Genomic DNA, 17,552 nt, shown 5'->3' on the forward strand with positions numbered 1-17,552 from the left:
GTACGGAGGATTCCGGTCTGGCTCAGCAAACAGTGGCTAGCGGCTCCCATATGAGAAGCCAGCCTTCAGGCCGTTCTTTGGTGATATAGGGTCAACTTTTTGTTCACTACTTTAAATTCAAAGGTACTATGTTGGCTACCAAATTGAAAACGATAAAAAGCTCATATTTTTAATGAAAATTATTGCCCAATATTTCATTCTGGTAACCGCTGCATCTATTGCCCTGATCGGTTGTACGCCGATGAAGTCGAGTAGTTGTCAGAAGACCCGAGCCCTGGATGACTGCGTATATAAGTCACCGTCACCGACAGTACAAAGTGCAAACTTACCCCCCGCGGTATCGCCTCCGCCAGCTATTGAACAACCTATACCACCGTATCCGGTAGAGGCAGCTGCATTAAGGCTAACAGGTACTATTACCGTGCGCTATAGCATCACGGCAACAGGACGAGTGGATAATGTACAGATCGTTAAAGCAAACCCACCAGCCGTATTCGACCGTGAAGTATTAATAGTGATGCGTAAATGGCGTTTTGAAGCGGGCCATCCAATCGACAACGTAGAGAGCACTTTTCATTTCGCTCTGAACGACAGTAATAAACCAGTTACCAGGCTGGTGCCAGCTCGACAGGTATAGCAACGCGTTTATGCTCAGGTTCTTGTTTTAGCATCATAGATGATTAAACCACTAACCGTCTCAGCTGAATGTTCGGCTATGTGCCTGAAGCAGGTACTGCCTCTTTCCTGATTGCTCGCCAAGATCACCCCTTTGAAGACTGGGTGCGTTTAAATTCGCTTTGGGCGCGTTGCGAAGAAGACAACCGCCGCTCCGATAGCGACGATGAGCGTATCTTCAATCAGGCCGCTCCTGGTTTGCCCCACCTCTACCATGGCCTTTTTGCGTGCCGCAAGCGTTACATATGCAAGGGGTACAGCGGCAGAGATAGCGATCGCTGCCCCTGTTTTTTCTTTTCCGCCAGGTGCTAACGCGGCACCCGCAATACCAGCACTGGCCACACGTGCTGACAAGCCCAAAAACACGGTGCGGTCTGGCGCTGACTTCATCTTGTCGCCAAACAGCTCACCTGCACCCATCGCTAACGCGCCGTATTTGAATAGCGGACGGTCCAGCAGCAAGAGACTGCCCGGTGTGTCGCGTCTGGTAATACGTGCCGCAGCGATGGCCGCCATCGGCGTCATGGAACGGCAACTGGCAACAAGACCAATTAAGGCGGAATAAACGAAATCGGTTATTTTCATTAATTATCTCCTGGATAAATAAAGGTTTTTTATTCTTTAAGCTTCATCAGGGTATAAGGTATTTAAGGTTGCGTGGCCTCGTATGCACATGACCACTACAATCGTCAGTATAGATGAACGGCTTGAGACAGCAGAAATGACGGAAGTGGGAGGATGAAGAACGCGGGCTGCACTTAATTGCTGAGCCAAACCTCAGCGATAATCATCTGGTAGTATGGCCGTCAAGACGAGCGTCTACATGCTTGCTCTCTTGATTAGCATTACTCTTCACCAGAAAGAACTCATGCCGAATGTCCGCTTCTCAGCAGACGTCATGTTCCTCGGGGCTGGCCGCTTCGTGCCGGAAGCAGACTTTTTAACGCAAGCTCATTGAAAGCTCCACATGGTATAGAAGCATTGCAGAAAGTTGCATCAGGACTCGTCGCCGGAACAAATCGCCGACTGGCAGAAACGATGTTGCCCGGATAATCAGGAAATGCCTACGTCACACGAAACAATTTATAAAACGCCTTTATCATCCTCCCCCAAAAACGCTATTCCCGCTGTGTCTGCTGGCCAACATCAGGCGTAAAGCTCTATATAAAATGCGAAGGTGGTGCGTAATAGCAGGCGTATTACCTGGATTATTACTTTTTTCTCTCATCTTATTTATTATTGCTATAGCTCAATTATTAACAATAAAAATAAAAAATTCAAAAGAAAATCCGGTAATAGCTTAGCCATAATGTTAATCCTTGATAAAATTAAAGTTACAACCCGTGAAGTTTTGATATTTTTATTTATCATAGACGAGTATTTACATATTGTGATATAATATAAAAAGAGAAATTCTCAGGTTGTCAACCTGAGAATAATGTAAATAAATTTTCGAGGAGACCATTCCAGTGGGACGTAAATGGGCCAATATTGTTGCTAAAAAAACGGCTAAAGACGGTGCAACATCTAAAGTATATGCAAAATTCGGTGTAGAAATCTATGCTGCCGCTAAACAGGGTGAACCAGACCCAGAATCAAACTCATCTTTAAAATTCGTTATTGAACGTGCGAAACAAGCGCAAGTTCCAAAACATGTTATTGATAAAGCAATTGATAAAGCGAAAGGCGGCGGCGATGAAACGTTCGTGCAAGGGCGTTATGAAGGCTTTGGACCAAATGGTTCCATGGTTATCGCTGAAACATTAACTTCCAATGTTAACCGTACAATTGCTAATGTCCGCACTGTTTTTAATAAAAAAGGCGGGAATATCGGAGCGGCAGGGGCTGTCAGCTATATGTTTGACAATACTGGCGTGATTGTATTTGAAGGCACAGACCCTGACCATATTTTTGAAATTTTACTGGATGCTGAAGTTGATGTCCGTGATGTAACCGAAGAAGAAGGAAGCATCGTTATTTATACTGAACCTACAGATCTTCATAAAGGCATTTCAGCGCTAAAAGCAGCGGGAATTACTAAGTTCTCAACAACAGAATTAGAATTGATTGCGCAATCAGAAATTGAACTTTCACCAGAAGATTTAGAAATCTTTGAAGGACTTGTTGATGCCCTTGAAGATGACGATGATGTTCAAAAAGTATATCATAACGTTGCGAATCTCTAATCGGGAATTAAAGAAACCTGTCATTACGGCAGATTTCTTAGTCTGGTAAATTTGTTATAAAAAAGCATAACTGGCCAGATGGGTTGATTATAAAAAATAGATAGAATTCACGCTAAAAAAACAACGTACAAGCTCCGGGCATCAGCGAGGTGATTATCAACGTCGATAATCACCTTCTGCTGGCGCAGTGGCTTGACGGAGGATGGCGAAAACCTCACTCAGCGCTGCATCCCCCAGCGTTTTACCGTCGCTTTTTCCAGGGTAGAGAACACCACTCCTTCGACCAGCAGACCGATAATAATCACCGTCGCCAGTCCGGCGAAGACCCGGTCAGTAAACAGCTCGTTGCGGCTCTGGAATATGTACCAGCCAAGCCCGCCTTCGCCGCTTGATGCGCCAAACACCAGCTCGGCTGCAATCAGCGTACGCCACGCAAAAGCCCAACCAATTTTCAGACCGGAGAGGATCGAGGGTAGCGATGCCGGGATCAGGATCGTCATCACATAGCGTGGGCCGCTCAGTCCATAATTGCGTCCGGCCATACGCAGGGTTTCCGGCACGCTGCTAAACCCTGACCAGGTATTCAGCGCAATCGGCCACATTACCGAATGCACCAGCACAAACACCAGGCTCACATTGCCCAGCCCAAACCATAGCAGCGCCAGCGGCAAAAGGGCTATAGCAGGCAGTGGGTTAAGCATCGCGGTCAGTGTACTGAGCAGGTCGCGGCCAAAGCGGGTGGTGATTGCCAGCGCGCTGGCCACCAGCGCCAGCACGCTACCGATTAGATAACCTTTCAGTAATGTACTCAGTGAGTTAACAATCTTTTCCGGCAACTCGCCGCTGCGCATGTCGTCTATAAAGGCATGCAGCGTATCGAGCACGCCAGGAAGCATCAGATCGTTTTGCTGATAGCGCGCTGCCGCCTCCCACAACGCCAACACCAGCAGGACCACCACGCCTTTGCGCAGCCAGGTCTGATTCCACAACCGCCGGGACAGCGGCAGCACCTCATCAACAGTGATATCGCGCAGCGGGGGCAGCGCCCGCTCATATTCAGGACGAATAAACGGTGGCTGTGACATGATCCAGCTCCTGGATGGCAGACGATGAAGGGACGTTCACCGCAGGTGGGAACAAAAGATGGTGAATATGGCTCGCCGCCGCCTGGAAGGCAGGGCTGCCGAAATCATTAAGGCTGTACTGGTGGCAGTTCAACTCTGCCCGCACCCGCCCCGGATGCGGCGACAGCACCAGTATACGGCTGCCGACCACCAGCGCTTCCTCAATAGAATGGGTCACGAACAGCAGGGTAAAGCGCTCCTCGTCCCACAGGGAGAGCAGTTCTTCCTGCATGGTGCGTCGGGTCAGGGCATCAAGGGCGGCAAACGGCTCATCCATCAGTAGCATCCGCGGGCGCATTGCCAGCGCGCGGGCAATTGCCACCCGCTGTTTCATGCCGCCGGAAAGCGTATGCGGTAAGGCATTGGCAAAGTTAGCCAGCCCGACCTTATCGAGAAAATACAGCGCCTGGTCGCGCGCTTCTGCCCGCGTTGCCTTGCGGCTGGCAATCAGTGGAAACATGACGTTTTGTAGCACCGTCTTCCACGGCGGCAGCTGATCAAACTCCTGAAACACCATCATCCGATCCGGTCCCGGCGCGCTAATACGACTGCCTGCCAGCGTAATCTCACCGCGCAACGGTTTGATAAACCCGCCAACCGATTTTAGCAGACTCGACTTTCCGCAGCCGGAGGGACCCAGCAGGATAAAACGGTCTCCCGGCCAGACGTCAAAGCTGACATCATGGGTCGCACGCACCCGGCGTTCACGGGTGCGGTATTCAATATCGAGCGCGTTGACCTGTAGCAACGGCTCCGCTGTGGTGAGCTGTGACATAGTGCTCTCCTGTCTTGCGTTAGCTGCCGGGATTCTCTCCGGCTTCAGTGAAGAAATAGTCTTTCCAGGTGTCTGCCTTATTTTTCAGGACACCCAGCTCATGAAGTTTCTGCGCATATACAAAGGTGCGCTCTGGCGAAACGGTAAAACTGATTTCCGGATCGTTAACGATTTTCTGCACCAGCGGTAGCGGCAGACGCGATTTCTCAACCCGGATATAGGTTTCCGCCGCCGCATTTTTATCGGCGTTGATTATCTTCGCTGCTTCACTCAGTGCCCGATAAAAAGCACGGTATGTTTTCGGGTTTTCATCATGGAATTTCTGGGTGGTATACAGCACGTTAAAGGTCGCCTGACCGCCCAGCACATCATAGGAACTGAGAATTTTATGTACGTTGCTGTGCTCCAGAGCCTGGTACTGGAACGGCGGGCTGGAGAAATGCGTGCTGATCTCCGAACCACCAGCGATTAACGCTGCACTGGCATCCGGATGCGGCAGACTGACGCTAATTCGGTCAAAGCGCTTAAAGTCGGCGTTGCCGAACAACTTTGCGGTTTCAATTTGCAACGTTCGCGACTGGAATCCGACGCCGGCGGCGGGCACCGCAATGCGGTCTTTATCGCTCAGGTCGCGCACGCTTTTGACCGCCGGATTATTGCTTAACAGATAGTTGGGCATTGACCCCAGCGAGGCGATGGCCTTAACGTTCTGTTTGCCGCGGGTGCGATCCCAGAGGGTCAGCAGCGGCGGCACACCCGCAGAAGCGACGTCCAGGGCACCGGAGAGCAGTGCTTCATTCATGGCGGTGGCACCGGATAAGGTGCGCCAGTCCACCTCAATATCCAGCCCCTCTTTTTTACCTTCTTTTTCGATTAGATGTTGATCCCGCACCACGTCGAGGATCAAATAGCCAATGCCAAATTGCTGCGCAATACTGATTTTACCTTCTGCCTGCGCCTCGCCGCTAACGGCAGCAAGGGTTATGGCAATAGCCATCCCGGCTAAAAGATGAGGACGCTTTTTCATTTATATTCCCTCGAGGTCTGTCACGAAAGATAAATGATTGGCGATATTGCCTGCAAAAAAGAAATGATTTAACTGGCATTGCTTATATCATATCCGGCAATGCGAAATTTTCCGCTGTATTATCCCTTTGCCAGTCAGCGGAATAGCTAAGTTATTTTTTATGGTTATGTTAAAAAACCATTCTGTATATAGTCGGGCTTCGCTTTTAAATATCCGTGTGCAATCCTGATTGCTAAGGACGCGTTATGCCTGTACTCAGTGCGCAAACACTTCGTCATCTGTTACAACACCATCTTTTACGGGTAAATACCCCTGTCGATACCGCTCGCCTGGTGGCGAATAATCTGGTCGAGGCCTCTTTGAAAGGCCATGATTCCCATGGCGTTACCCTGCTGCCCCGTTATATCAACGCCATTCAGGCCGGAGATTTAAACCCGTACGCCGAACTGCGTCTGGTGCGCGATGAAGGCCCGCTGGTCTCCTTTCACGGACAGTGCGGTTTCGGTCAGTTGTTGGGCCAGCAGGCAATGAGCGTCGGTATCAGCCGGGCGCGTGACTATGGGGTAGCAATTATCGGTATTCATGAAGCCCACCATCTGGGGCGTATCGGTGCCTGGGCGGAACAGGCCGCAGAAGCTGGTCTGGTGTCGCTGCACTTTGCCAATGTCAGCGCCCCGTCAGCGGTGCTGCCGTTTGGCGGCAAGCAGCCAAGACTTGGCACCAACCCGCTGTGTGTGGGGATACCACGTGCCAGCCATAACCCGGTGATCCTTGATTTTGCCACCAGCGCGATTGCCGGCAATAAAGCCAGGATAGCCTGGAATGAGGGTCGACCGTTACCGGAAGGCTGCGCGGTGGATCACCTTGGCAACCCGACCACTGATGCCGGCAGCCTGATGCAGGAGCCACGCGGTTCCCTGCTGGCCTTCGGGGGGCATAAAGGGGCCGGACTGTCATTAATCTGCACCCTGCTCGGGGCTGCGCTCACCGGCGGACAGACTGAAAGTCACCGCTTCCCGCCACGCCCCGGCATTATTAATAATATGTTGTCGATCCTCTTCGACCCGCTGCGTCTCGGTGCAGGTGATGCCTGGCAGCAGGAAATGGAAGCGCAACTGGCCTGGTTGCGCTCATCCAGTGACGAGGTACAGATCCCCGGTGAACCTGAGGCCCGACACTACGCACAACGCAGCGAAAACGGGATTCATGTTGATGAAGTCAGCTGGCAGCAGTTTCTTGAACTGGATCCAAACCAGCCGTTTTGAAGGCCCGGATTACCTGTCAGAACTGTACGCTGCTGGCGTGTAGCGCCTGCTCCAGCGCGGCAGTTGATACATCAAATGGCAACCGTTTTGCTGCCGAGTCCGGAATAGTCACCCCTTCAGCAATCGCCCTGAACACTGTCGGGTCCGGCGCGCTGAGCGGCGCAAGTGTCAGCGGCATCTCGTACTGCCGCAAAAACGCCAACAGCTCCGGATCCGGTCCGATATCGCCGCGCTCCAGCAGCGACTGCACCAACAGGCAGAAGCCGACCTTTTCTCCATGCAGCCAGTGATGCAGTTCAGGTTCCCAGGTCAGGCGGTTATGGATTGCGTGAGCCACGCCCGGCGTGGGATTATCTTCCCGGATACTGTTCGCCATTCCGGCTATAGCAATACTGGCGTCGATCACCCGAATCAGGGCTTCACTGACCAGGCCCTGCTCATTATCCAGCAGAGCCTGGGTCCCGTACTGACGGAAGGTATCCAGCGCCTGACGGGCGGTTTGCACTTTCAGATTTAGCGCCAGGCTGGCAGGCTCCAGGCGCTGATAAGGAGCAAACTCATACCACTTGGCCAACGCATCAACGATACCGGCCTTCAAATAACGTACACTGGATTTGGCGATAATCTCGCTGTCCACCAGCACCGCTTTCGGCAGTCTATCCAGCAGCAGGCGGCGTTGATAGCGCCCGGCGTCATCATAAATAATGGTCAGCGGCGACCAGGCCGCACAGGTTGCAGCAATAGTGGGAAAGGTAACCGACATAACCTGTTCCAGACCATTGGCCACCGCTTTAGCCGTGTCGAGCACCCGCCCGCCGCCGACGCCCAGTATCAGGCCAGCACCAGCCAGCTTCGCTCTGTCGATGAAATGGGCAATCACCGTATCGGAACATTCACCGTTCATCATCTCTACCCGCCAGCGCACGTTATGCTGGCGCAGGCTGACTTCCAGATCCGGGCCAATCTGCGCCCAGGCGCGCGGGCTGGCGATCAGTAAAATATTCTGGCTTAGCGTGGCGATGATTTTTCCTGCCTCGTGGCGCAGCCCTGGTTCGTGGTAATAGGTATCCGGAGATTTAATCGCCAGCATCGGAGAATTCCATCATGCAGCATCCCTTCCGGGATATTATTTATTTAAGGATTTAGCCATGCTACGGCATATATAATAATGTGCAATCCACTGCCCCGGGTTTCATTTTCACTATTTTTACTAACTATTGATAAAAAGAAGATAACATGGCAAAAAGCTTGCATTTAACATCACAGCAGCAGACGTATCGTGATGTTACTCCCTCACACCCTTTACCCGGTGCGCTGCCCGACAAACTGCTTAATTCGCTGACCATATACGCCTGTTACCAGGCCGGTAATAATCAGTAACAGCGCCATAATCTTTTCAAACGACACGTTTTCGCCAAATATTGCCACTGAGCCGAGGATACCGAAAACCGGCACCAGTAATGATAATGGGGCTACCGTGGAAACAGGATATTTTTTCAGCAGTAAATTCCATATCCAGTAACCAAACAGGGTATTGGGATAGACCTGAAACAAAATAGATAATATAGCACGAGCATCAATGTGGCTTATCAGCACACTATAGCCAGCGGTACCATTTACCAGCCACGCCAGCAGGAAAAGCGGGATGGGAGAAAATACGCTCGACCAGACCAGAAAAGCAAAAACCTGTCGGGTCCCGGCTTTTTTATTAATGATATTGGCAATACTCCACGCCAGCGCGCCCGCAAGCACCAGCAGTATGCCGGAGAGAGTGACAGAACCATCCGTGATAAAAAAAATGCTCAACAGACCTGCGCCTGAAATAATGAAACCTGCAATCTGATAGCGACTGCATCGCTCACTGAATACCCAGCTACCTATCAGGAGAGTGAAAAAGGCGCTGAACTGAAGCACCAGTGACGCAATACCGGCAGACAGCCCGGCGTTGATACCCAGATTCACCAGCCCCCACAGGCCAATACCAAATATCAGCCCATAGCCGATAATATAACGCCACGGTACATCCGGTTTTTTAATAAAGAAAATCGCCGGAAGGGCACACAGCGTAAAGCGGATCCCCGCCAGAATAAAAGCATCGACCGAGTGCAGCCCTAATTTGATGACTGAAAAGTTAATGCCCCAGACTGCCGTGATCAATACGGCAAGTAGCAGATGATGTAATTTCATGAGTGACGTATTCCAGACCAGAAGAGAAAAGCACCAGCACTAATCAGTGCCCCTGCGCAGCAAACGGCATACCATCCCCAAAGCGCATAAAGGTGGGTTGCGCTTATTGCGCCCAGCGCGCTTCCCAGACAGTAAAAACACATATAGGCTCCGACCAGACGGCTTGCTGCATCAGGTCTGGCTGCAATGATCAGACTTTGATTTATTACGTGAACCGTCTGAACAGCAAAATCCAACATCACTACGCCGAGAAGCAGCAACCATAAAGTGGTATGGAGATAAGCGATGGGTAACCATGAAAGCGTCAGTAAAGCCAGCGCTAAACCGCTGGCGCGTTGGCCCATCCCGTTGTCCGCCCAGACGCCTCCTTTTGTAGCCGCCAGCGCACCGGCCACCCCGGCCAGGCCAAACATGCCTGTCCCGGTTTGCGACACCGACATGGCATTGAGCGGCAGAACCATTGATGTCCACAACATACTGAAGGCGGCAAAAACCAGCAACGCCAGTACTCCACGTTTACGTAACTGCGGTTCAGTGATGAAAAGTTGAAAAACAGACAGTACGAGGGAAGGATATGAGGTGCGCACCGGCGGCTTTGGCGTCGTATGCATCGTATTTGCCAGAACCAGCGAGAGAAGCAACAACAGGCAGGCGGCAATAAGATAAACCGCTCTCCAGCCAGCGATATCAGCGATGGTACCTGATATAACCCGGGCTAACAGTATGCCCAGCACGATGCCGCTGGTAACGCTGCCCACGACCTGCCCTCGCTGTGAAGGCGCTGCCGCTATTGCCGCCCATGCCACAACGAGCTGTGCCACGACGGCCATCAATCCCACCAGCAGCATTGCGCACAATAGCATCAGTAAATTCGCTGCTAATGCCGATGCGGTTAATGCCAGTACGGAAAGCAATAACTGAACAATAACCAGCTTTTTCCGATCAAAGCGATCGCCCAGCGGTACCAGAAAGAGTAGTCCCAGCGCGTAGCCTGTTTGTGTCGCGGTGACCACGATGCCAATCGCGCCGGGCGCAACATGCAGGCTGACGGCTATAGATTCCAGTAAAGGCTGAGCCGTATAAACATTTGCCACCGCCAGCGCACACGTGCATGAAAACAGAAATATGATGCGAGGTGACAGCGTCAAAGCCTCCCCTGACGACGCTTTTCCCACGCAGCCAGAATCCTTACCTGCAATGCCATTCATATCACCACCCTTTCTGGTTTTTTTTTGAAACTAGTTTGTTAATAGAAGTAGCAATTGTGGTTTTATTTTGCAACTTCTTTTTCCAGGCGTTAAGCTAATACCCATGATTGAGTGAGGTGAAAGAAGAGATGGCAAAACAGGAATCGCTCAGAACCAGTGAATGTCCCGTGGCGAGGACATTAGAGTCGATAGGCGAACGCTGGTGCTTCATGATTATTCGTGAAGCGTTCGATGGCGTGCGCAGATTCAGCGAGTTCCAGAAAAACCTGAAGCTGGCAAAAAATATCCTGGCATCACGCCTGAGACATTTGGTTGAAATAGGTGTGTTTGAGGTTTGCCCTGCTTCAGATGGCAGTGCATACAAGGAATATGTCCTGACTGAAAAAGGCCGCTCTGTCTTTCCAGTCATGGTAGCCATGCGGCAATGGGGCGAGCGTTATATGTTTGAAAATGGCGAAACGCATTCTGTGTTGCTGGATAATGTCAATGGCGAGCCGGTGTTGCCGATAGAGGTGCTTTCATCGCAGGGGCATAAACTGGATCCTGCCGATTGCTATCGTCAGAGGGTTATAGCAGGAAAAAAAGCCATGCCGGAAGATCTCAGCATGGCTGGCTCAGAAAAATCTTCCTGAGCGCTTCAGGAGTTAGTTATGTACTGCTGTTTTACTGGCGGTAAGATCCGGGGCAGGACTCAGCGTTAATCGCTGTAGCTTGCCGACAATAAAGAGATAAGAAATAACCCCCACGATCCCCATCGATCCGACGTAAATAATGGCCCAGTCGAACGATCCCGTCGCCTGAATGATAAAACCAATAACTAACGGGGTGAGAATTCCGGCTACATTGCCAAAGGTATTAAAGATCCCTCCGGCAAGGCCAAGCACCTCTTTTGGCGACGTGTCGCTCAGTACACACCAGCCCAGGTTACTAAAGCCTTTGGAAAAAAACGCCAGACTCATAACAAAAATCACGACCGGAATTGACTGAGTATAATTCGCCACGATAATTGAGCAGGATAGCAGCATGCCAGAAACAATCGGCAACTTACGGGAAAAAGTCAGGCTATAGCCTTTCCTTAATAAATAATCTGAAAGCATACCGCCAATAATTCCGCCAACGAATCCTGCAATCGCAGGGATCGCGGCAACAAGCCCTACTTTTATAATCGATAATCCTTTCTCCTGGTACAGATAGGTCGGAAACCAGGTAAAGAAGAACCAGGTAATCGACGTCAGGCAGAACTGGCCAATATAAACCCCGATCATCATGCGGTTTGAACACATTGTTTTAATTTGTGCCCAGCTCACTTTCTGCTGCGACTGACGCTGCGCCGATCCCAACTCCGGAATACCGCCCCCCTCCCTTATATAATCAAGCTCCTGCTGATTGATTGATTTATGTTTCAGCGGATCACGTACAAACATTAGCCAGAACGCACCGAAAACTATCCCTAACAGACCCGCACTATAAAAAACGTAATGCCAGCTATAAATACTGATAACCCACGACAGCACCGGTGTGAAAACACCTAACGCAACATAAGGTGCCGTCTGGTAAATAGAGGTCGCAAAACCACGTTCTCTGTCCGGAAACCATTGTACCGACAAGCGGCTACTGGCGGGTGTTGCAGGCGCTTCTGCCATCCCCATCAGAAAACGAAGAATAAACAGTGCCATAAATACAGACGGAAAAAGATAAACGCCGCCCTGAAGAAAGGTGAATATCGACCATACAATCATCGCCAGACCATAGACCAGCCGGGACCCAAATTTATCCAGCAGAATTCCGCCAGGGATCTGAAAAAGCATATATGCCCAGCCAAATGCAGAAAACGCCCATCCCATATCTGCGGCACTGAAGTTGAGTTCTTTGCTCATAACGGGAGCGGCAACCGATAACGTCGCACGGTCGATAAAATTAACCAGCATCGCCACGCCCATAAATACCAACATCAAATAGCGGATGTGTGTTTTTTTATCTGAATTTTTCATTTCACATTCTCCAGAAATCACTTAATTACCGCAGCAAAAGGGTCTGATATTTTTCAATGAGAATTCGTCGGGCGTCGGAAGAAAGTGCGCATAGCGGGGGGCGCACTATTTCCCAGGAAGGATCCCGGGTATGGTAGGCCAGCAACGTTTTCACGACAGGGATGGTGTCACCTGTTGCCACTACGTGGCGCAGATTGCTGAGCTTTTCCTGTGCCGCCATGCCTTGCGCATTGCCATAGTTGCGGTAGATAAATGCGGTCAGCGGCGAAGCAATATTGGTCGTCGCGGTAATACATCCGGCTCCGCCCGCTTGCATAAAGCGGGCAAAGGTGGCATCCGCCCCGGAATAAACTTCAAAGCCCTGCGCAGAGAAAGCTTCAATATAAGACAGCGAATTGGCGAAGTCGCCGCTGCTATCTTTTATTCCCTGAAACACGCCGGGAAAACTTTCCAGCAATCGGCCAATAAGATTACAGCTTAAGGTAATAGTGGTCTGCTGCGGAAAGTTATAGAAATAGAGTTTTACCACGTCGCCGAGCTGTTCCGCCAGCGCGCTATAAAAGTGATACAACCCCTCTTCCGAGGGAGATTTATAGTAAAACGGAGGGAGGATTAATACGCCGGGGCAACCTATTTTTGCCGCATGCCGGGAAAGGCGAACCACACCGGGAATGTCACAGACGCCGGTTCCAGGCAGCATTTTTTGAGCAGGGATGCCGCTTTCAGCCAGACGTTCTAAAAGCGTTTCTCGTTCCTGTATACTCAGGGAATTGGTTTCCGACGTCGTGCCTAACACGGCCAGGCTGTCACAGCCGTTATTAAGTAAATAATGGCAATGCGCGATCGTGTTATCGTAATTTAGCGTCAAATCGCGGTTAAATGAGGTTAACGCCGCGGCGTTAACGCCAGCATATAAAGCATTCTGCATTTAATATTCCTCGCCGCCAGAATAACGACACTCTGGCGGAGTAAGCCAAAATATGTCACGAGTACCATTTACTTTTTGCCAAACACAAAACGATCGGTAGCGTGATAATTAATCCAGTCCCAGTCATAGGTGACCCCCAGACCCGGGCCATCCGGAACCGTTACGCAGCCGTTTTCATCGATGGAATCCAGTTCGTCCTGGTAACCACAGGCATAACAATGCGGTAAGATATTACCCAGTTTGGGTCCGACCTCGGCCATTTCATAAAAATTGGTATTCCTGATACTGGCCATGAGCTGGCGATGCGCAGGACCCGGGGCGTGAATTTCAACATCCAGACCAAATGCTTCCGCCATATGAGCGGTTTTTAATGCGCCTGTGATCCCCATGTCATATTCCGGGTCGACGCGAACAAAATCCGTCCCCCCTGCCATGATAAAATCGCATTTTGCTTCCAGTGCCCGAACATGTTCAGTAATGAGCAACGGCGTTTTGATCATTGAGCGCAGCTTTTTATGCGAAAAAGCGGAAAGCGAATTATCCCGATAAGGATCTTCATACCAAAAGAACCCGGCATCGTCACAGGCTTTACCTACATAAAGCGCATCCGCAAAGGTTTTCAGATCGGAGGCCGCATCGTACATTAACTTCATCTTATCGCCTACCGTTTCGCCAAGGGCCAGGATTAGCGACGCTTCTTTCTGCGCGTCGCCATCAAACCAGCCATGGTGTTTAAACGCGCGGTAGCCCATCTCGTAACATTGCAGCGCAAAATCAGTAAAGGCTTTATTATCGTTCAGCATGCCCTCATCGCCATGATAGGTGCTGGCATAGGTAGGTAACTTATTACGGTATTGACCAATCATCCGGGAAATGGATTTGCCTGCCTGCTTACCAGCAAGATCCCAAAGCACAATATCGACCGGACCCTGCCCCATATGATCCATATGGCAAAGACGACGATTCCATTCGGTATAGAACGCTTCTCGTTGATCCGAATCACGACCGGTTAAATCGCCTGCCAGCATGAGCGTCTGTGCCAGCGCAGGTCGGGTACCACCCCATAATGCGACATATTCACCTCGTGAGCCGTCGGAACATTCCACGACAATGGCGTATTTTGATAATGAAAGCGTTGAACCTTTCACATATCCGACGTGATTATGAGCATTAGTAAAAGAAGAACCCATATCTTTTACGTCATATTTAAAATCAATAACTTCTACGCGTTCAATTACTGGCATCTTTTTTCCCCGAATAAATATAGCTTAAACATCAGGTGAATAATGTCATCCACCGGTTACGATGTAGAATGATTCTGATGATATTTAGTGTCAATTTTAGAGAAAGCATTACCTGATATAAAAAAGATATCAGTCGATAATAATTTTATGCTAAAAAGCAAACCTGACTCACATAAAAATTTTCAGCGCTGTTAAACCCGGGCAAAAAAAATTAAAAAATCAAAGAACTACCAGATTCTGCTATGCATCGGGTCTTTTACACTTTTTATGACATCAATCACATTATTGTAGTTTTATTTTCCTGCACGTAAAAATTCCGTGCAAATTTTTACGCTACTCAGCAGAATATTGGCCACATGCAAAAGAATTTTGTCCGGAGCAGCTATGTTAAACTTAAATCAGGTAAGATGTTTTATTGCTGTCGCGACTGAATTAAGTTTCCGTCGCGCGGCACATTCACTGCATATGAGTCAGCCCCCATTAACACGGCAAATACAACTGCTGGAGCAATATTTAGACACTATATTACTGATCAGAGATAAACGCAGCGTCACGCTAACCGCAGCAGGAAAAGCATTTTATCAGGAAGCGTTGGAATTGATTGAGCATATTCATCGCATTGAACAATATACCAGGCGGGTCGCCAGTGGCGAGGTGGGATCGGTTACTATCGGCTTTGTTGCCAACGCATTCTATCATTTCTTACCGCCGATACTTTCTATACTGAAAGATGAATTCCCTTTTATTAATATTTCGCTACAACAATCAACCACTTTTCAGCAGGTCGAAGCGGTTATTAATCACCAGATCGACCTTGGTATTGTACGCGTTGTTCCGGATAACGATGCGCTGGATAGTACGCTTTGCGTAGATGAAACCTTTGTCGCTGCGGTGCCACGACAGCATCCACTGGCTTCACGAGCGTCGCTTCGGCTGAAGGATTTTGATAACCAGTCGACCATAATGTACTCAGTCGCCTGGAAGCCATTCTATGATTTACTGACTCATGCTTTTGAGGTTGAGCAGGTAAAGCCTGAATATGTGCAATATGAATCTAATACCGTCAATATCCTTTCTCTGGTCAATGTCGGATTCGGGCTGGCGGTGGTTCCCCAAAGCGCCTCGGCATTTAAACTTGATAACGTTAAATATATTCCATTAGAGACAGAACAGAATTTATCAAATCATATGTATATTATTCATCGGAAAGACAATGATAATGAAGCCTTCAATCTCATAAAGAAAACTCTGTTCCAGCATATCGTGGTCTAATGAATTCGTTAAAACATCTTGCCAGTCTGCGCCAGCCAGGCGACGTTCTGTCACTCAATATACTGACTGAACCGCAATAGATAGCCATCAGGATCTTGCACCAGTAATTCTCTCTGGCAGGCGACTGTTTCACCAACGCTGTAGTGATTATCCTGAAGTTCCCGGTAAAGCGGGACATCATGTGCAGCCAGGCGCGCCCGAATCTCCTCAACATCATCCACTTCAATCTGGAAATTAATCCCTCTTCCCAACGGCCTGACCAGCTCTGCTGTGTTCCATCCTTGAGTGTGATACGCCTCAAGCATCAGTTGCGCCTCGCCAAGGCAGATATAAGCAAAATCAGGTACGCTGCGCCTTATCATGACGGTAAAACCGAGCACATCGACATAGAAGCGCAAGGAGGCGGGAAAATCTGTTACGGTCAGTTCAGGAACCATTCGGTTCCAGTAGGTTTCTTTCTGATCTGTCATTGCTTGTGACCTTTTAGGCTGACGGAGCATATTTTAAATCATAGATGCGTAGTCGCCATCTTCTGGAAACCATATTCTTCTCCTGTTCCCATTATCCTGCCAGCGCTCTCCTACCTCTTCCTTCAGGCATCTATTCTGCTGATACGCCAGCGTCTAACGTCATCTCGCCATATCTTCACATCATTACTTTTACTTTCGATAATTTTCGTTATTAGATCTTTATCACAAAAAAGATCTTCAAAACCCTATATTTTCTTTCACATCGATAAAACGAAAGTTTTCGGAGGCAAGATGTACGTCATATCAACCAAAGCGATGCTGCAAAAAGCGCAGTGTGAAGGCTATGCAGTACCGGCATTTAATATCCACAACCTTGAGACATTGCAGGTGGTTGTTGAGACAGCAGCCGAGCTGCATTCTCCCTTGATTGTCGCGGGTACACCTGGCACGTTTAGCTACGCGGGGAGCGAAAACATTGTCGCTATCGCGGGTGCGCTGGCTGGTCAATTTAATCAGCCGCTGGCGATCCATCTGGATCATCACGAAAAAATTACTGACATCGAAACGAAAGTTCTTGCTGGTGTACGGTCGGTGATGATTGACGGTTCTCATTTGCCCTTTGACGAGAACGTGGCGCTGGTTAAACGTGTTGTGGATTACTGCCACCGATACGATGTCAGCGTTGAAGCCGAATTGGGACGTCTGGGGGGTCAGGAAGATGACCTGATGGTAGACGGTAAAGATGCTCTTTATACCAACCCGCAGCAGGCGCGGGAGTTTGTAGAGAGAACCGGTATTGATTCACTGGCGGTGGCAATTGGGACCGCTCACGGTCTCTATTGTGCAGAACCCAAACTCGATTTTGAACGATTATCGGAAATCCGCAGCATTGTGGATGTGCCGCTAGTACTGCATGGCGCATCCGGCCTTCCCACGAGTGATATCAGGCAAGCCATCTCCCGCGGCGTCTGCAAAGTTAACGTCGCTACTGAACTCAAAATCGCCTTTTCTGACGCGCTAAAAACGTATTTCCTCGCCCATCCCGAAGCCAGCGACCCGCGCCATTACATGGTTCCAGCAAAAACAGCCATGAAAGCGGTAGTGAAGAAGGTCATCGCCGACTGCGGTTGTGAAGGAAAACTGTAAACCGTACGGCAAGAAGAAGGACTGCAGCGATTTTTTACGACCACGATCACGAAT

The 17,552-nt window shown here is 49.6% G+C and carries 17 protein-coding genes and 1 pseudogene; 7 read left to right on the forward strand and 11 right to left on the reverse strand.

From position 1 onward, the window contains the following. The first annotated feature begins 172 nt into the window (after positions 1 to 172). Positions 173 to 637, forward strand: a complete 465-nt coding sequence (locus CHU32_RS19520) for a TonB family protein (RefSeq protein ID WP_103676663.1) — start codon at positions 173 to 175, stop codon at positions 635 to 637. Positions 638 to 786: 149 nt separating this feature from the next. Here CHU32_RS19520 and CHU32_RS19525 read toward each other — a convergent pair whose 3' ends face one another. Continuing rightward, complete coding sequence (locus CHU32_RS19525) at positions 787 to 1,260, reverse strand: hypothetical protein (protein WP_103676664.1); 474 nt, start codon at positions 1,258 to 1,260, stop codon at positions 787 to 789. A 362-nt stretch (positions 1,261 to 1,622) separates the two neighbouring features. Between CHU32_RS19525 and CHU32_RS19530 the strand changes: the two are divergent. Together CHU32_RS19530 and CHU32_RS19540 are read left to right on the forward strand one after the other, a co-directional pair. Further along, positions 1,623 to 1,768, forward strand: a pseudogene (locus tag CHU32_RS19530) (IS30 family transposase); the annotation flags it as partial. A gap of 376 nt (positions 1,769 to 2,144) precedes the next feature. Next, entirely contained in the window at positions 2,145 to 2,861 is a 717-nt protein-coding gene (locus tag CHU32_RS19540) for a YebC/PmpR family DNA-binding transcriptional regulator (RefSeq protein WP_103676666.1), read from the forward strand. Positions 2,862 to 3,079: 218 nt separating this feature from the next. Here the strand turns inward: CHU32_RS19540 and CHU32_RS19545 are convergent, their stop codons facing one another. Genes CHU32_RS19545 through CHU32_RS19555 form a run of 3 tightly spaced genes read right to left on the reverse strand, consistent with a single transcriptional unit; the run spans position 3,080 to position 5,757 of the window. Beyond that, a complete protein-coding gene (locus tag CHU32_RS19545) occupies positions 3,080 to 3,946 on the reverse strand; it encodes an ABC transporter permease (protein ID WP_103676667.1) in 867 nt (288 codons plus the stop codon). Then, positions 3,918 to 4,760, reverse strand: a complete 843-nt coding sequence (locus tag CHU32_RS19550) for an ABC transporter ATP-binding protein (protein ID WP_103676668.1) — start codon at positions 4,758 to 4,760, stop codon at positions 3,918 to 3,920. The genes CHU32_RS19545 and CHU32_RS19550 overlap by 29 nt, the downstream gene beginning before the upstream one ends. A 19-nt stretch (positions 4,761 to 4,779) precedes the next feature. Further along, a complete protein-coding gene (locus CHU32_RS19555; RefSeq protein WP_176691668.1) occupies positions 4,780 to 5,757 on the reverse strand; it encodes an ABC transporter substrate-binding protein in 978 nt (325 codons plus the stop codon). Positions 5,758 to 6,032: 275 nt separating this feature from the next. On the opposite strand from CHU32_RS19555, the gene CHU32_RS19560 reads away from it, so the two are divergent. Then, positions 6,033 to 7,052 carry a malate/lactate/ureidoglycolate dehydrogenase gene (locus tag CHU32_RS19560; protein WP_103676670.1) on the forward strand — a complete coding sequence of 340 codons (1,020 nt, stop codon included), beginning with the start codon at positions 6,033 to 6,035 and terminating at the stop codon, positions 7,050 to 7,052. A gap of 16 nt (positions 7,053 to 7,068) precedes the next feature. On the opposite strand, the gene CHU32_RS19565 is transcribed toward CHU32_RS19560, so the two are convergent. From CHU32_RS19565 to CHU32_RS19575, 3 genes are all read right to left on the reverse strand, one after another. After that, positions 7,069 to 8,142: an iron-containing alcohol dehydrogenase family protein gene (locus CHU32_RS19565; RefSeq protein ID WP_103676671.1), complete on the reverse strand. Its 1,074-nt coding sequence runs from the start codon at positions 8,140 to 8,142 to the stop codon at positions 7,069 to 7,071. Positions 8,143 to 8,354: 212 nt separating this feature from the next. Beyond that, complete coding sequence (locus CHU32_RS19570; protein WP_103676672.1) at positions 8,355 to 9,239, reverse strand: EamA family transporter; 885 nt, start codon at positions 9,237 to 9,239, stop codon at positions 8,355 to 8,357. Continuing rightward, positions 9,236 to 10,447: an MFS transporter gene (locus CHU32_RS19575; protein WP_103676673.1), complete on the reverse strand. Its 1,212-nt coding sequence runs from the start codon at positions 10,445 to 10,447 to the stop codon at positions 9,236 to 9,238. Before CHU32_RS19575 ends, CHU32_RS19570 begins: the two co-directional genes overlap by 4 nt. Positions 10,448 to 10,575: 128 nt before the next feature. Here CHU32_RS19575 and CHU32_RS19580 point away from each other — a divergent pair, with 128 nt between their 5' ends. Continuing rightward, a complete protein-coding gene (locus CHU32_RS19580; RefSeq protein ID WP_103676758.1) occupies positions 10,576 to 11,079 on the forward strand; it encodes a winged helix-turn-helix transcriptional regulator in 504 nt (167 codons plus the stop codon). A gap of 12 nt (positions 11,080 to 11,091) precedes the next feature. Here the strand turns inward: CHU32_RS19580 and CHU32_RS19585 are convergent, their stop codons facing one another. The 3 genes from CHU32_RS19585 to CHU32_RS19595 form a co-directional block, all read right to left on the reverse strand. Further along, a complete protein-coding gene (locus CHU32_RS19585; RefSeq protein ID WP_103750915.1) occupies positions 11,092 to 12,438 on the reverse strand; it encodes an MFS transporter in 1,347 nt (448 codons plus the stop codon). A gap of 25 nt (positions 12,439 to 12,463) precedes the next feature. Then, positions 12,464 to 13,366, reverse strand: coding sequence for a dihydrodipicolinate synthase family protein (locus tag CHU32_RS19590; protein WP_103676675.1), 903 nt, complete (start codon positions 13,364 to 13,366; stop codon positions 12,464 to 12,466). A gap of 68 nt (positions 13,367 to 13,434) precedes the next feature. Further along, positions 13,435 to 14,610 carry an enolase C-terminal domain-like protein gene (locus CHU32_RS19595; protein ID WP_103676676.1) on the reverse strand — a complete coding sequence of 392 codons (1,176 nt, stop codon included), beginning with the start codon at positions 14,608 to 14,610 and terminating at the stop codon, positions 13,435 to 13,437. A 384-nt stretch (positions 14,611 to 14,994) separates the two neighbouring features. Here CHU32_RS19595 and CHU32_RS19600 point away from each other — a divergent pair, with 384 nt between their 5' ends. Next, positions 14,995 to 15,882, forward strand: a complete 888-nt coding sequence (locus tag CHU32_RS19600) for a LysR family transcriptional regulator (RefSeq protein ID WP_103676677.1) — start codon at positions 14,995 to 14,997, stop codon at positions 15,880 to 15,882. Between the two features lie 50 nt (positions 15,883 to 15,932). On the opposite strand, the gene CHU32_RS19605 is transcribed toward CHU32_RS19600, so the two are convergent. After that, the gene (locus tag CHU32_RS19605; RefSeq protein WP_103676678.1) at positions 15,933 to 16,352 is read right to left on the reverse strand and encodes a bleomycin resistance protein; all 420 of its coding nucleotides are present in this window, start codon (positions 16,350 to 16,352) and stop codon (positions 15,933 to 15,935) included. A gap of 291 nt (positions 16,353 to 16,643) precedes the next feature. On the opposite strand from CHU32_RS19605, the gene CHU32_RS19610 reads away from it, so the two are divergent. Then, the gene (locus CHU32_RS19610) at positions 16,644 to 17,498 is read left to right on the forward strand and encodes a tagatose bisphosphate family class II aldolase (RefSeq protein WP_103676679.1); all 855 of its coding nucleotides are present in this window, start codon (positions 16,644 to 16,646) and stop codon (positions 17,496 to 17,498) included. The last annotated feature ends 54 nt before the right edge of the window (positions 17,499 to 17,552 follow it).

Origin of the sequence: Superficieibacter electus, from assembly GCF_002915575.1 — a bacterium.
Lineage (GTDB): Bacteria > Pseudomonadota > Gammaproteobacteria > Enterobacterales > Enterobacteriaceae > Superficieibacter > Superficieibacter electus.